Origin of the sequence: Providencia sp. PROV116 (genome assembly GCF_028482485.1) — a bacterium.
Taxonomy (GTDB): Bacteria; Pseudomonadota; Gammaproteobacteria; order Enterobacterales; family Enterobacteriaceae; genus Providencia; species Providencia rettgeri.
The window spans coordinates 48,267-63,175 of the sequence record NZ_JAMPQO010000003.1 but is presented as its reverse complement, the minus strand read 5'-3'; the positions used below and the strand labels follow the sequence as shown (position 1 = coordinate 63,175).

Genomic DNA, 14,909 nt, shown 5'->3' with positions numbered 1-14,909 from the left:
TAAAGAGAATTAATTCAATAGATTTATGTTAACATAAATTAGACTAAATACTAACGTTAGAATGTTAAATATTGTTTCTAAATATTAATGGAACTAGATTTATTAAGTTCGCAAGCATGTATAGCTTAAACATACCTGCGACTAATTGGCGGTATACTACTTTTTAATCGAAAACTCTTCCTCTAGAAACTTTTCAGTTTCTGTTAAGTCTTCATTCGGAACAGCGACTTCGTTCATCCAAGCTTTTAATAAGCTGTAAGAAACAGCTAATACAACCGGGCCGATAAACAAACCAATCATACCAAATGATAAAATTCCCCCAATAACACCAACAAGGATTAGAACCATGGGTAAGTCTGCGCCCATTTTAATTAACCATGGGCGAAGAACGCCATCCATAGTAGCGACAACGGCAGCCCAAATGGCCAAGATTATCCCCCAGGTCGTATCACCTGTCCAAAATAGCCATAACACGGAGGGGATCATGATTAATAAAGGCCCTAATTGAGCCACACAGCAAATAAACAATAGAACAGTCAAGATTGCTGCGTAACCGATACCAGAAAGAGCGAGGCCAATGCCACCGACAATGGCTTGAATGAGTGCAGTCACGACAACACCTAACGCAACGGCTCGAATAGATTGTGCGGCTAATACGACAGCTGCATCTCCACGGATCCCTGCAAGACGCACAGCAAAGTGGCGGATACCAACCATGACTGATTCGCCTTTAAGATAGAGTAAACCACTAAACAGCAGCATTAACATCAAGTGAAAAACAAATCTTCCTGCGCTAATAGCTTGTGTGGCAAACCACCCTGCGGCTTGGCCAAAGTAGGGTTGAATTTTGGCAAGTAAAGCATTACCCCCACTGGCAACTAAGCTATGCCATGCATAGTAAATTTTTTCACCTACCATCGGGATAGTATTTAGCCATTCTAAATCAGGCAGCGTTAGGCTTGATGGTGATTTAGCTAAATCAATAAGTGGAGTACTATTTTCAATAATACTGCCAATTAGGATACCTAATGGGATAACGAATAATAGTAATATAAGAAGAACCATCACTAATGCAGCTAACCAGCGCTTGCGCCATAAGCGAGCTTCAAGTCTTAATAATAGTGGCCAAGTTGCAATTACCATCATTCCCGCCCATACAAAGCCAAGAATAAATGGATTAAGTACCCAAAAACAGGCTGCTATCATTAAAACGATGGATAATAGGCCGAAAATAAGTTTGGGAAGATCCAAGCGTTTTTGCGATTTTTCCATTAATGATTGATCCTTTGTAAATGAAAATTCTGCGTATCTGGCAAATTTTTAGGTGAAAATAACGTAATTATTTTTCACGGTTAAAAAAAACAATATTGTGATATGGTTCATGATGACAATGTCATCAGCGGCTGTGCTGTCTTTACAGGCTGTGAAGGTAACTCATCATAGACCTCAGACACTATTGTGCAACTTAAAATAAAGATAGTACATAACGAGTAATGCGAACACTAAACAACAAGAGTCATCGTTAATAATGATCCCGCGTATATCAGAAGCTCCTCATCTTAGTCATTTAGTTATTGAGTTCTTGCATGAGCTACAAGAACACGGTTTTACTGGGGATAACGGCACCAGCTATGCTGAGCGTTTATCCATGGCGACAGATAATAGTATTTACCAACTATTACCCCAAGCGGTTGTGTTTCCGCGTTCGAGTGCAGATGTACAAATAATCACTCGGCTTGCGGGGCAAGCGAAATTTCGTGAGCTTAGCTTTACCCCTCGGGGAGGGGGAACGGGAACTAATGGGCAATCCTTAACCGAAGGGATTGTTGTGGATATGTCCCGTTATATGAATCGAATTTTAGAAATAAACCCAGAGCAAGGTTGGGTTAAGGTTGAAGCAGGGGTCATCAAGGACCAATTAAATCAATATCTCAAGCCTTATGGCTATTTCTTTTCACCGGAGCTATCTACCAGTAACCGAGCAACGCTAGGTGGAATGATCAACACTGACGCATCAGGCCAAGGCTCATTAGTCTATGGTAAAACCTCTGATCACGTGTTAGGCGTTAAAGCCATGGTTTTAGGGGGAGAATGCTTAGATACGCGCGCTATGCCTATCGAACTCGCCCAAACGATTGCGTCAGAAGATTCTACAGTGGGGCGTATTTATAAAACGGTGTTAGAGCGCTGCTTAGAGCAACGTTCTCTAATTGAAGAAAAATTTCCCAAATTAAATCGTTTCCTGACAGGGTATGATTTACGTCATGTATTTAATGATGAGTTAACTGAATTTGACCTTACTCGCATTCTCACTGGCTCAGAAGGCTCTCTTGCTTTTATCACTGAAGCAACATTGGATATTACGCCACTTCCTAAAGTACGTCGTTTAGTGAATGTGAAATATGACTCATTTGAGTCTGCACTGCGTAATGCCCCCTTTATGGTGCAAGCTAAAGCGCTATCAGTTGAAACTGTGGATTCAAAAGTGCTTAACCTAGCGAAAGAAGACATCGTTTGGCATTCTGTTAAAGCCTTAATTACGGATGTGCCAAACAAAGAAATGTTAGGGTTAAACATCGTTGAATTTAGCGGCGATGATGAAGATGAAATCAATCAATTGACTGAAAGCTTGTGCCAACGCTTAGATGAATTAATGGCGAATAATCAAGCTGGGGTGATTGGCTATCAAACTTGCCATGATCTTGAAGATATTACGCGTATTTATAACATGCGTAAAAAAGCCGTGGGGCTGTTGGGTAACAGTAAAGGTGCGGCGAAGCCAATTCCATTTGTTGAAGATACCTGCGTTCCTCCTGAGCATCTTGCTGATTATATAGTGGAATTCCGTGCGTTATTAGACAGTCATAACTTAAATTATGGCATGTTTGGTCATGTGGATGCAGGAGTATTACATGTTCGCCCAGCGCTGGATATGTGCGATCCACAACAAGAAGTATTGATGAAACAAATTTCTGATGAAATTGTTGCATTAACTGCTAAATACGGTGGGTTGTTGTGGGGGGAACATGGGAAAGGTTTTCGTGCACAATATAGCCCTGAATTTTTTGGTGATGAGCTATACGGTGAGTTGCGCAATATCAAAGCGGCATTTGACCCCGATAACCGCTTAAATCCGGGTAAAATTTGCCCACCTGCGGGGTTGGATGCACCGATGAAGCAGGTTGATGGCATCAAACGAGGAACGTATGACCGACAGATACCAGTCCAAATGCGCCAAGAATTCCGTGGTGCAATGGAATGTAATGGTAATGGGCTGTGTTTCAATTTTGATGTGAAGAGCCCGATGTGCCCATCCATGAAGGTGAGTGGTCAACGAATTCATTCTCCAAAAGGCCGTGCGACACTTGTTCGTGAGTGGCTAAGGCTATTAGCTGAACAAGGTGTTACACCAGAACACCTTGAAAAGGGCATTACACAAGACCAACCGTCATTGCGTGGGCTGATAGAAAAAACACGTAACACTTGGCGCGCTAAACAAGGTGATTATGACTTCTCTCATGAAGTGAAAGCCTCAATGGCAGGGTGTCTTGCCTGTAAAGCCTGCTCAACGCAATGCCCAATTAAAATTGATGTCCCATCATTTAGAGCTAAGTTTTTAGCGCTGTATCATAGGCGTTATTTGCGTCCTATTCGCGATTATATTGTTGCAAATGTTGAAGCGAGTGCACCTTTATTTTCCAAAGTACCCGGCATATTTAATTTCTTTTTGCGTCAACCGGTGGTGCAAAAACTGAGTCAACATACTATCGGTATGGTGGATTTGCCGTTGTTCTCTCAACCAACATTAAAACAAGAACTTTCAGGTCATGCAGCGGTTTCTGTCACGCTTGAACAACTTGAAAGTATGACGGATTCACAACGTGAAAAACATGTGCTGGTGGTTCAAGACCCTTTCACTAGTTATTACGACGCCAAAGTGGTGGCTGATTTTGTCCATTTAATTGAGAAATTAGGTCTTAAACCTGTGTTGCTACCGTTCTCGCCGAATGGAAAAGCACAACACATCAAAGGCTTTTTAGCGAAGTTTGCTAAAACGGCTCGTAAGACGGCAGATTTTTTAAATCGAGTGGCAAGATTGCAGTTGCCAATGGTCGGTGTTGACCCCGCACTAGTACTTTGTTATCGCGATGAATATCATGAAATTTTAGGCAAAGACCACTGCCAATTTACGGTGATGTTAGCGCATGAATGGTTAATGACATTGCCTGAACCACACAATGTGCAAACCACATCGACTCAGCCGTGGTATTTTTTCGGTCATTGTACTGAATCAACGGCTTTACCTAATAGTGCGAATCAATGGGCGGTGTTATTTGCACGTTTTGGGCAAACATTAAATAATGTTAGTGTTGGCTGTTGTGGCATGGCTGGGACTTATGGGCACGAAGTGGCCAATCTTGAAAATTCAAAAGGAATATATAACTTATCGTGGAAGGAGGCGATGTCTTCTTTGCCAAAAGAACGTTGTTTAAGTTCAGGTTATTCCTGTCGTAGCCAAGTTAAACGCATGGAAAATGTATCGATAAAACATCCGATTCAAGCGCTGCTGGAGATAGTTTAATGATTTGGAAACGTCAATTTAATTTGCAGCAACTCGCTGAAATGTCAAAAACCTGCATGTTAGGGCATCTCGGTATTGAAATCACGGCAATTGGCGATGATTATTTAGAGGGGATAATGCCTGTTGATCATCGCACCAAACAGCCTTTTGGGTTATTGCATGGCGGTGCTTCTGTTGTATTAGCTGAATCCTTAGGTTCAATTGCGGGTTATATGTGCTCGGAAGGAGAACAAAAGGTGGTCGGGTTGGAAATCAATGCCAATCATGTTAGTGCTGCTCGCTCAGGGGTTGTTAAGGGTATTTGTAAACCTATCTATTTAGGGCGCCGTCAGCAGGTATGGAATATTGAGGTTTTCAATGAGCAAGGCAAATTGTGTTGTACTTCTCGCCTGACAACCGCCGTATTATTTGAATAATAACCATTTTAATTGCAGGGTTTTTTGACTAAGGAAAGGTCAGAAAACCCGATAAAACCCTTTATTTTGTATGGTTTTATGCCCATTCTTTCTATAAATTCATTTTTTATCAAGTTAATTAAGTTGTATAATAAATGCACCTTTATTAATTTGTGTCATTAAGTGTATTATTTAGTACAAATTTAAATAAAAAACACAACTCTACTTATTTATTGTTTATCAATGGGTTAAGCTTGTTTTTTTGTGATTTTGTTTGTTTTATAACCTGAAAATGAACAAAAAAAGAGCTATAATAGCTATAACCTCTTAAAACAAATGGTTGAAGTCAATTAGCTAATCATTACCATAGGGTAGGCAGAGTTAATCTCCTGATAACAGGCTGAAAAGCCATAAGAAATGTGGGGTCAATATGACTGACGGTGTAGAGACATTTTCATTTGATGAAAACAATTGGCAGGGAGTTAGCCTGACACAAAGCGCTGCAAAACAAATCAAAAAATTGATGGTGCAAAACCCAAATACAAAAGGGCTTTCACTCGGCGTAAAACAGTCTGGCTGCGCAGGTTTCGGTTATGTGTTTGAAATGATCGAAAACCCAACAGACCAACACCTGTTATTTGAACTCGATGGCGCACACCTTTATGTGCCAAAAGAAGCAATGCCATTTATTGATGGCACAGTCGTTGATTTTGTCCAAGAAGGGCTGAATCAAATTTTCAAATTTAATAACCCGAAAGCCCAACATGCCTGTGGGTGTGGTGAAAGCTTCGGCGTTTAACATGTGAAGTCAGATTATGTCACAGAGCAATGTAGAAGTTGGCGATGATGTTCAAAGCTGGCTTGATGACCAGCGTTATAAAGAAGGCTTCTTTACCGAAGTCGCAACGGATGAAATGGCGAAAGGCATTAACGAAGATGTTATTCGTGCAATTTCAGCTAAACGTAATGAGCCTGAGTGGATGCTCCAATTCCGTCTTGATGCCTTTAATCACTGGAAAGGCATGGAAGAACCTCATTGGCTTAAAGCAAATTACCCAAATCTCGATTACCAAGACTATAGCTATTACTCTGCGCCATCTTGTGGCTCATGTGATGATACCTGTGGTTCGCAATCTGGTGCTACACAAGGCACAGGTGTGGCGGAAACCAATAATTATTTAACGGCTGAAGTTGAAGAAGCCTTTAACCAATTAGGCGTTCCTGTACGTGAAGGGAAGGCCGTTGCGGTTGACGCCATTTTTGACTCGGTCTCAGTATCTACAACTTACCGTGATGACTTAGCGAAACATGGTGTTATTTTTTGTTCGTTTAGTGAGGCTATTCAAGAATACCCTGAACTGGTACAGAAATATCTCGGGTCAGTCGTTTCGAGCCATGATAACTTTTTTGCTGCATTAAATGCGGCAGTGGCTTCAGATGGTACCTTTGTGTATGTACCAAAAGGCGTACACTGCCCAATGGAGCTATCAACGTATTTTAGGATCAACGCAGCCAAAACCGGCCAGTTTGAGCGCACGATTTTAATTGCTGATGAAGGTAGCTATGTGAGCTATATCGAAGGGTGTTCTGCACCTGTTCGTGATAGTTATCAGCTCCATGCGGCGGTTGTTGAAGTTATTATTCATAAAGATGCCGAAGTTAAATATTCGACTGTCCAAAACTGGTTCTCCGGTGGAGATAGCGAAGCCGGTGGGATCCTAAACTTTGTGACTAAGCGTGCATTGTGTGAAGGTGAAAATTCAAAAATGTCATGGACACAGTCAGAAACTGGCTCTGCCATCACATGGAAATACCCAAGCGTTATCCTTAAAGGAGACAACTCTGTCGGTGAATTTTACTCCGTTGCATTAACGAACGGCAATCAACAAGCGGATACAGGAACGAAAATGATCCATATCGGGAAAAATACCCGTTCAACGATCATTTCTAAGGGTATTTCTGCAGGTAAAAGCCAAAACAGTTATCGCGGTTTAGTGAAAATTCTACCGAGTGCACATAACGCTCGTAACTTTACCCAATGTGACTCTATGTTAATTGGCACCCAATGTGGTGCACATACATTCCCATATGTGGAAGTTAAGAATAATACGGCACAACTTGAACATGAAGCGACAACCTCACGTATTGGGGAAGACCAGTTATTTTACTGTTTACAACGTGGTATCAGCGAAGACGATGCAATTTCAATGATTGTAAATGGTTTCTGCAAAGATGTGTTCTCGGAGCTTCCATTAGAATTTGCCGTAGAAGCACAAAAATTACTGGCGATCAGCTTAGAGCACAGCGTTGGCTGATCCTAATCGAGTTTATTTGCGCTAAAGCGCTAAAGGCATGTAAATATGTTAAGTGTTAAAGATTTACACGTGAGTGTAGAAGGTAATGAGATTTTAAAAGGGTTATCTCTGGAGGTAAAACCAGGGGAAGTTCACGCCATCATGGGGCCAAATGGCTCTGGTAAAAGTACATTATCCGCCACACTTGCTGGCCGCGAAGAGTATGAAATTGATAGCGGTGAAGTGACGTTTAAAGGCAAAGACCTATTTGAACTAGATCCAGAAGAGCGTGCAGGGGAAGGCGTTTTCCTCGCATTCCAATACCCTGTTGAAATTCCAGGGGTCAGTAACCAATTTTTCTTACAAACGGCAGTTAATGCGGTTAGAGAATATCGTCAGCAAGAAGCATTAGATCGTTTTGATTTCCAAGATTTTATTGAAGATAAAATCAAATTATTAGAAATGCCAGAAGATTTACTTGCGCGTTCTGTCAACGTAGGTTTCTCCGGTGGTGAGAAAAAACGTAATGATATCTTGCAGATGGCAGCTCTAGAACCTCAATTGTGTATTCTTGATGAAACTGACTCTGGTTTAGATATTGACGCGCTGAAAATTGTGGCTAATGGCGTGAATTCATTACGTTCGCCTGAGCGTTCTTTTATCATCGTAACCCACTATCAGCGTATTTTAGATTATGTGAAGCCTGACTTTGTCCACGTGTTATATCAAGGGAAAATCATCAAATCAGGTGATTTCAGTTTAGCAAAAAAACTGGAGGAGCAGGGTTATGGCTGGCTTATTGACCAACAGTGAAAGAGCACAAAAACGTGCAGAAGTTGCAAAGCTCAATGAGCAAGCAATGTCACGTTTTTCTGAATTATTTGAACTACGACATGGTGCGAATTCTCAACATGCTAAAACCCATTGGGAAATAGCAAAACAAGTTGGTTTACCTGTGTTTCGCCATGAAGATTGGCACTATACTCCACTAAATACTGTACTTGAGACTCAGTATCGTTTTAGTGATGGTGATGTTGTAGCACAAGACTGCGAAGCACTGGCTCTGCCAATTGATGCATATCGCCTTGTTTTAATTGATGGGCGTTATAGTTCTGCATTGAGCTCTATTGATATGGGGCCATTTCAAGTCGCTTTGCTTGATAACCAAGACTTACTGCCTTCGCCTGTAAATAGCGAGATTTTTTTGCATTTAACCGAAAGCTTGGCTGTACAACCGTTAGTCGTCCATCTTGCAGCAAATAAAATAGCAGAAAAGCCATTGTACTTGCTCAATATTTCAACGGGTAGCGACGATAAACAGGCCACCAATATTAGCCAATATCGGTACCATTTAACCTTGGATGTAAATAGTAAAGCCCAAGTTATTGAGCATTATGTCAGTTTGAATGAGCAAACACACATGACTGGCAGCCGTTTAACAGTTGAAGTCGGTGATAACGCAGACTTTAGTCACTTTAAGTTAAATATTGAAAATGGCCAAGCTCAGCATTTTGCTCACAATGATATTGTTATTGGGCGTGATAGCCGTGTGAAAAGTACCAGTTTTTTACTTGGTGCATTATTAACACGAAACCATACAAGTGCTCGCCTTGACGGTGAAAATACTGAGTTTGAACTCAACAGTATACTGCTGCCTAAAGGCAATGAAATTGCTGATACTCGTACGTATTTAGAGCACAATAAAGGCTACTGCAATAGCCGTCAATTACACAAAGTGATTGCGATGGATAGCAGTAAAGCAGTCTTTAATGGCATGATCAAAGTCGCACCCAACGCATTAAAAACTGATGGTCAAATGACTAACAACACATTGTTGTTAGGTGAAAAAGCAGAAATTGATACTAAACCTCAGCTTGAAATTTATGCAGATGACGTAAAATGTGGTCACGGTGCAACGGTCGGTCGTATTGATGAAGAACAACTGTTTTATCTGCGCTCAAGAGGAATTGAGGGTAAGGCAGCAAAACATATGATTATTATCGCATTTGCTGCGGAACTTACAGAATCTATTGAATCGGAAGAGTTAAAACACGCTGTGATGGCAAACATCCGCCAGCGCTTAGCGGAGGTTTAATATCCATGCTATTCAATATCGCTTCAGTAAGGCAGGATTTTCCTGCCTTATCACAGTCAGTCAATAATCATCCGTTGGTTTATTTAGATAGCGCCGCAAGTGCACAAAAGCCTTTGCAAGTTATTGAAAAAGAAAGTGAGTTTACGTTACATCAGTATGCCGCGGTTCACCGCGGTATACATACTCTCAGTGCAAATGCGACGACAATGATGGAGGAGGTTCGTCAAAAAGCCGCCGCTTTCATTCACGCAGCTTCAAATGAAGAAATCGTGTTTGTTAAAGGCACAACGGAAGGTATTAACCTTGTTGCAAATAGTTTTGGTCGAAAGTATTTCCATGAAGGGGACAATATTGTCATCACTGAAATGGAGCACCATGCGAATATTGTACCTTGGTATATGTTAGCTGAAGAAATTGGTTTTGAAATTCGAGTTATCCCAATTTCTGACGATGGTAGACTGCAATTAGATGTATTAAATGATGTCATTGATTCACGTACGCGATTATTGAGCTTTACACATATCTCTAATGTATTGGGAACAGTTAATCCGGTACAGGATATCATTAAACAAGCGCGAGCGATTGCGGCTTCAAAAGGTGGAGAGATCGCGGTATTGGTCGATGGTGCACAAGGTGCAATGCATCAGCAGGTTGATGTGCAAGCCTTAGACTGTGATTTCTATGTGTTTTCAGGGCATAAGCTATATGGCCCGACAGGTATTGGTATCCTTTATGGCAAAAAAGCTATTTTGGATATGATGCCACCATGGGAGGGCGGTGGGGCAATGATCCGTCAAGTCAGCCTGACCAAAGGGATCACTTTTGCTGATGCGCCATGGCGCTTTGAAGCAGGAACACCGAACGTTAGCGCAATTATTGGGTTAGGGGCGGCATTCGATTATTTAAACGCACTTAATTTACCTGATGTATTTGCTCATGAAGCTGAAGTGATAGCATATGCTTCTAAGAAATTGCAAGAAATACCATCAGTTATATTATATGGCAATGACCAACGGGAAGGCGTTTTGGCGTTTAATCTAGGTCAGCACCATGCCTATGATGTGGGTTCTTTTCTAGATAGATATGGTATTGCTATCCGTACTGGCCATCACTGTGCTTTACCATTAATGGAACATTATCACGTTCCTGCTATGTGCCGTGCTTCTGTGGGGATATACACCACGAAAGAAGAAATCGATTCTTTATACAATGCGTTACAGCGCATTAAAAAATTGTTAGGCTAAGCACATAAGAAATATATGGTAAAGGAACTGAGCATGCCCGCATTACCCGATGAAAATAAGTTATTACGTAATTTCTCCCGTTGTCAGGACTGGGAGGAACGCTATCTCTATATGATAGAGCTAGGGGGACGTTTACCTGAACTCTCAGAGGTACAAAGAAGCGATAATAATTTAATCGCAGGGTGCCAAAGCCAAGTGTGGATTGATATGCAAAAACAAGCAGACGGGACAATTACGTTTGCAGGTGATAGCGATGCAGCAATCGTTAAAGGGTTAGTTGCTATTGTGATTATCCTTTTTCAAGGCAAAACGGCGCAACAAATACTCGCACTCGATGTGAAGTCATTTTTTGAACAACTTGCATTGGAGCAACATTTAACACCTTCGCGAACTCAAGGTTTAAATGCAATGATCCGCACAATTTTATCGCGTGCGGCACAATTAGTATGATCCTACCGAGGGAGCGTTATGCTCCCTTACTTATATTTTACTTCTTGGTTATTATTTTTATTCGACCAGTCCATTAAAGTGATTGTATTTGGCTATCATAAAAAGACTACTTCCTTATTAATACTTAATAAAAATATTTAATTAGTATTAAAGATATGAAGGATAGTTGCTATTATGAACAATAATCATTGAATTATTGTAAGAACACTATTTTCCTTGGAGTAGGTATGAAAAGAGTTTTGACGGTGGCAAGTTTATTTGTCATGAGCGCCTTATTGGCTCCAGCTCAAGCAAAAGAATATCCATTACCTGACAGTAACACTCGTCTTATCGGGGAAAATTACACGTATATCGTCCCCAATGATGGGCGACCATTGGAGGCCATTGCAAGTGAGCACCAAATCGGTCTACTCGGTATGCTTGAAGCAAACCCAGGAACAGACCCGTACCTTCCTGAAGCGGGTAAAGAACTCATCATTCCAGCACAAATGTTGTTACCATCAACACCAAGAACGGGAATTGTGATTAACCTGGCGGAGCTGCGTTTATATTATTACCCTGCGAACAGTGAGGAAGTGATTGTTTATCCTATTGGTATCGGCCAGTTAGGTCGCGACACACCTGAAATGGTGACTTCAGTAAGTCAGTCAATTAAAGATCCTACATGGACACCAACGGCGAATATCCGTAAAAATTACGCTAAAGAAGGTATAACTCTTCCAGCCGTCGTTCCAGCAGGGCCTGAAAATCCAATGGGCTTGTATGCATTACGCCTAGCGTATGGGCGTGGTGAATATCTGATACACGGCACTAATGCGGATTTTGGTATTGGTATGCGAGTGAGCTCCGGTTGTATTCGTTTACGTCCTGATGATATCGAAGCATTATTTAAAACAGTACCAAAAGGAACTCGTGTCCAAGTTATTGATCAGCCTGTCAAATACTCCAAAGAAACTGATGGCAGTTATTACATTGAGGTGCATCAGCCATTGTCACGAACAAGCGGTGATGACCCACAAACCATGCCAATCAAGCTGTCTGACGATTTCAAGCGTTTTCTAGAAAATGAAGGGATTGATAAGGCTTTAGTGGAAAAAGAGCTAGCAAGGCGTTCTGGTATGCCTGTGCGTGTAAATAATGATCAGAGTAATGGTATCCCTGAAGATGAAACACAACACCAAGGTTTAGTACCTATTGAGCCATTCTCGATTTCACAGCCAGAACCCATCTATGACGGTAAAGTTGGGGCCTTGTTACCTGCGAAATACCGCTCTTCTGTTGTAACTCAATAACCCTGACAAAATAATAAGGGCCTATTTTCATAGGCCCTCATAAATGCTACTAGCTTCAAAGAAGGATCTTTAAGACTAGATTATCGCCAAATCGAACTTATTTTTTGTAAGTACGAACTTGGTTATCCAGACGTTGGTTAGCACGTGCTGCTTCTTCTTGAGCTGTCTGTACGTCAGAGCGCAGAGACTGAACGTCGTTGCTCAGTTGATCAACTTTACCATTCAGAGTTTGCACATCTGAAGAGAGTTTTTGCACTTCAGTGCTGTTAGAACAACCCGCTAGTAATGCTGAAGCTAATACGATAGAGCCCAGTACAATTTTAGTACGAATCATTATTTTACCCTCTAGATTGATTTATCTTGAAAATATAAAAAAGCAAGTCACCAAACAATAGAGCTAAGCTTGTTATCTTAAAGCTTGCTATATCCCTTTAAAACAACCTAATGAAAATTAGGGTATGGCACTTACTATGTCTTATGCTAGTACTAAATATGAAGTTTTGCTAGAAATACTTTATATTTAGTACTAGGAAAAAGAAGAAAAATTTAAATTAAGATCAATGAAGGTTGTTATTTGACCAATTTAAGTGGGGTTCATGATATTACACTTAAAATGCAATAAGATATTTACTAGAGAAAAGTAAATAAAGGGATAGTTACATCAAGGCAGCACTAAATGTTAAATCTAAATAAAAAGGCCGATAGCTAAAATAATCACTATCGGCCTTTTAGAAGACAATTAAAGACTAATTAAAGTACGTGAACTGAAGATGTATTGGTTGTTCCGCTTTGTACTAATGCGCCAGAGACCATGACAACCGCATCACCAGAAACAGCTAAGCCACTTTCTAGAGCTGCACGTTTACCTTCACGATAAAAGTCATCTGTAGAAGTAAAACCACCAACTATCATTGGGATCACACCTTTAACTAACAGTAACTGACGTGCAGTTTCTTCATTGGTAGTTAACGCTAAGATTGGTGCAGTAGGGAAATACTTACGGACAGACTTAGCCGATTTACCGCCATAAGTTGCAACAACGATTAATGGGACATCTAATTTTTCAGACATTTCCACCGCACCACGACATACAGCCTCAGTGACACGTAGGCGTTGGCTTGGTTTTTGGTTATCGATGCGAGTTTGCATTACACGGTCTGTACGCTCACAGATAGTTGCCATAATGGTAACAGCTTCTACCGGGTATTTACCTTTAGCACTTTCACCAGACAACATAACCGCATCAGTGCCATCTAAAATAGCATTGGCAACGTCACCCGCTTCTGCGCGAGTAGGGCGTGGGTTTTTGATCATTGAATCAAGCATTTGGGTTGCTGTGATCACGACTTTGCGTGCAGCAACACATTTTTCAATCATCATTTTTTGTGCAAAAATAACTTCTTCAACTGGGATTTCAACGCCTAAATCACCACGAGCGACCATGATGCCATCAGAGGCTTCTAAAATCTCGTCAAAGTTATTTAAACCTTCTTGGTTTTCAATTTTAGAAATAATTTGGATGTTCTCGCCACCGTGTTTTTTCAGGTGAGCTCGAATTTCTTCAACATCTGAGCGCTTACGAATAAATGAAGCAGCAACAAAATCAACACCTTGCTGGCAACCAAAGACTAAGTCTTCTTTATCTTTTTCAGCTAACGCTGGAAGGCCAATTGAAACGCCTGGCAGGTTAACCCCTTTTTTCTCACCGAGGTCACCGTTATTTAAAACTTCACAAACAACTTCAGTTGCAGTGACATTAGTCACTTTCATACCAATTAAGCCATCATCAACTAATACGGTATTGCCAACTTTCAAATCTGAAGTTAAACCCGCATAGGTCACCGCAACTTTATCTTTATTACCTACCACAGAGGTATCGGTAGTAAATGTAAAAGTTTGGCCAGCAACGAGAGAAACGTCGTTACCACCTTCCAATTTCATGGTGCGGATTTCAGGCCCTTTAGTATCTAGCAAAATAGCAGCTTGTTTACCTGTTTTTGCACAAACAGCGCGAAGGTTTTTGATACGTTGACCGTGTTCTTCGTAGTCACCGTGAGAGAAATTGAGACGCATGACGTTCATGCCTGCATCAAGGAGTTGGGTCAGTTTTTCTTCTGATTCGGTTTTTGGACCGATAGTACAAACAATTTTGGTTTTTTTCATGGCAGTCTATCTAATGTTATAAAGGAAATCGGTATTGCCGCCGATGCTTAGTACATTTAATAAGTCGTGCGCAGGGTAAATTTTGTTGCGCAACTCATTTATAAGAATAGGCGACAGTCTGGTGTTTAATGCATTTTTACACTTAAATTTGTCACATTTTGATTCTTATTATAGTGTAGATGACAAATTCAATTAAAGCTAACGTATTGATTTATTACTGTTGAAACCTTTCAGCCAATGTGAGTATTATAGACAACAAAAAACTGTGAGACAAATCAAATTTTATTAAATTAAAAGAAGAAGGCGTTCAGATCAAAAATTCAGTTGATATTAGGCTGTTAATTTGTTGCGCAACAAAATAAGGGAATAATAATAGACAATCAAGAGAAATTTT

The 14,909-nt window shown here is 40.7% G+C and carries 12 protein-coding genes; 9 read left to right on the top strand and 3 right to left on the bottom strand.

The features are described from left to right. Positions 1–156 precede the first annotated feature (156 nt). Entirely contained in the window at positions 157–1,272 is a 1,116-nt protein-coding gene (gene ydiK, locus PSE72_RS03260) for an AI-2E family transporter YdiK (RefSeq protein WP_109911261.1), read from the bottom strand. Positions 1,273–1,528: 256 nt separating this feature from the next. Here ydiK and ydiJ point away from each other — a divergent pair, with 256 nt between their 5' ends. The 9 genes from ydiJ (at position 1,529) to PSE72_RS03215 (ending at position 12,352) form a co-directional block, all read left to right on the top strand. After that, entirely contained in the window at positions 1,529–4,582 is a 3,054-nt protein-coding gene (ydiJ, locus tag PSE72_RS03255; RefSeq protein WP_115167374.1) for a D-2-hydroxyglutarate dehydrogenase YdiJ, read from the top strand. Beyond that, on the top strand, positions 4,582–4,998 hold the full coding sequence (locus PSE72_RS03250; RefSeq protein ID WP_272690886.1) for a hotdog fold thioesterase: 417 nt from the start codon (positions 4,582–4,584) through the stop codon (positions 4,996–4,998). The genes ydiJ and PSE72_RS03250 overlap by 1 nt, the downstream gene beginning before the upstream one ends. Before the next feature lie 409 nt (positions 4,999–5,407). Then, positions 5,408–5,776, top strand: a complete 369-nt coding sequence (gene sufA / locus PSE72_RS03245) for a Fe-S cluster assembly scaffold SufA (protein WP_004910405.1) — start codon at positions 5,408–5,410, stop codon at positions 5,774–5,776. A gap of 16 nt (positions 5,777–5,792) precedes the next feature. Continuing rightward, positions 5,793–7,292: a Fe-S cluster assembly protein SufB gene (gene sufB / locus PSE72_RS03240; protein ID WP_004910407.1), complete on the top strand. Its 1,500-nt coding sequence runs from the start codon at positions 5,793–5,795 to the stop codon at positions 7,290–7,292. Positions 7,293–7,337: 45 nt separating this feature from the next. Next, positions 7,338–8,084: a Fe-S cluster assembly ATPase SufC gene (gene sufC, locus PSE72_RS03235; protein WP_004263776.1), complete on the top strand. Its 747-nt coding sequence runs from the start codon at positions 7,338–7,340 to the stop codon at positions 8,082–8,084. Next, positions 8,059–9,366 (top strand): Fe-S cluster assembly protein SufD, encoded by a 1,308-nt coding sequence (gene sufD, locus PSE72_RS03230; RefSeq protein ID WP_115167372.1) that lies wholly within the window; start codon positions 8,059–8,061, stop codon positions 9,364–9,366. The genes sufC and sufD overlap by 26 nt, the downstream gene beginning before the upstream one ends. A gap of 5 nt (positions 9,367–9,371) precedes the next feature. Then, the gene (gene sufS, locus PSE72_RS03225) at positions 9,372–10,610 is read left to right on the top strand and encodes a cysteine desulfurase SufS (protein ID WP_115167371.1); all 1,239 of its coding nucleotides are present in this window, start codon (positions 9,372–9,374) and stop codon (positions 10,608–10,610) included. A gap of 33 nt (positions 10,611–10,643) precedes the next feature. Further along, positions 10,644–11,060, top strand: coding sequence for a cysteine desulfuration protein SufE (gene sufE / locus PSE72_RS03220; RefSeq protein ID WP_004910417.1), 417 nt, complete (start codon positions 10,644–10,646; stop codon positions 11,058–11,060). Positions 11,061–11,287: 227 nt separating this feature from the next. Then, positions 11,288–12,352, top strand: coding sequence for a L,D-transpeptidase family protein (locus PSE72_RS03215; RefSeq protein ID WP_004910418.1), 1,065 nt, complete (start codon positions 11,288–11,290; stop codon positions 12,350–12,352). Positions 12,353–12,449: 97 nt separating this feature from the next. Here PSE72_RS03215 and PSE72_RS03210 read toward each other — a convergent pair whose 3' ends face one another. Together PSE72_RS03210 and pykF are read right to left on the bottom strand one after the other, a co-directional pair. Next, on the bottom strand, positions 12,450–12,686 hold the full coding sequence (locus PSE72_RS03210) for a major outer membrane lipoprotein (protein ID WP_004263789.1): 237 nt from the start codon (positions 12,684–12,686) through the stop codon (positions 12,450–12,452). Between the two features lie 416 nt (positions 12,687–13,102). Next, positions 13,103–14,515 (bottom strand): pyruvate kinase PykF, encoded by a 1,413-nt coding sequence (pykF, locus tag PSE72_RS03205; RefSeq protein WP_004910422.1) that lies wholly within the window; start codon positions 14,513–14,515, stop codon positions 13,103–13,105. Positions 14,516–14,909: the final 394 nt, after the last annotated feature.

Bases quoted from the DNA above. Each gene is read 5' to 3' on its own strand.
- sufC (WP_004263776.1), top strand. From the start codon at position 7,338: ATGTTAAGTGTTAAAGATTTACACGTGAGTGTAGAAGGTAATGAGATT.
- sufB (WP_004910407.1), top strand. From the start codon at position 5,793: ATGTCACAGAGCAATGTAGAAGTTGGCGATGATGTTCAAAGCTGGCTT.
- sufS (WP_115167371.1), top strand. From the start codon at position 9,372: ATGCTATTCAATATCGCTTCAGTAAGGCAGGATTTTCCTGCCTTATCA.
- ydiK (WP_109911261.1), bottom strand. From the start codon at position 1,272: ATGGAAAAATCGCAAAAACGCTTGGATCTTCCCAAACTTATTTTCGGC.
- PSE72_RS03210 (WP_004263789.1), bottom strand. From the start codon at position 12,686: ATGATTCGTACTAAAATTGTACTGGGCTCTATCGTATTAGCTTCAGCA.
- ydiJ (WP_115167374.1), top strand. From the start codon at position 1,529: ATGATCCCGCGTATATCAGAAGCTCCTCATCTTAGTCATTTAGTTATT.
- PSE72_RS03215 (WP_004910418.1), top strand. From the start codon at position 11,288: ATGAAAAGAGTTTTGACGGTGGCAAGTTTATTTGTCATGAGCGCCTTA.
- PSE72_RS03250 (WP_272690886.1), top strand. From the start codon at position 4,582: ATGATTTGGAAACGTCAATTTAATTTGCAGCAACTCGCTGAAATGTCA.
- sufA (WP_004910405.1), top strand. From the start codon at position 5,408: ATGACTGACGGTGTAGAGACATTTTCATTTGATGAAAACAATTGGCAG.
- pykF (WP_004910422.1), bottom strand. From the start codon at position 14,515: ATGAAAAAAACCAAAATTGTTTGTACTATCGGTCCAAAAACCGAATCA.
- sufE (WP_004910417.1), top strand. From the start codon at position 10,644: ATGCCCGCATTACCCGATGAAAATAAGTTATTACGTAATTTCTCCCGT.
- sufD (WP_115167372.1), top strand. From the start codon at position 8,059: ATGGCTGGCTTATTGACCAACAGTGAAAGAGCACAAAAACGTGCAGAA.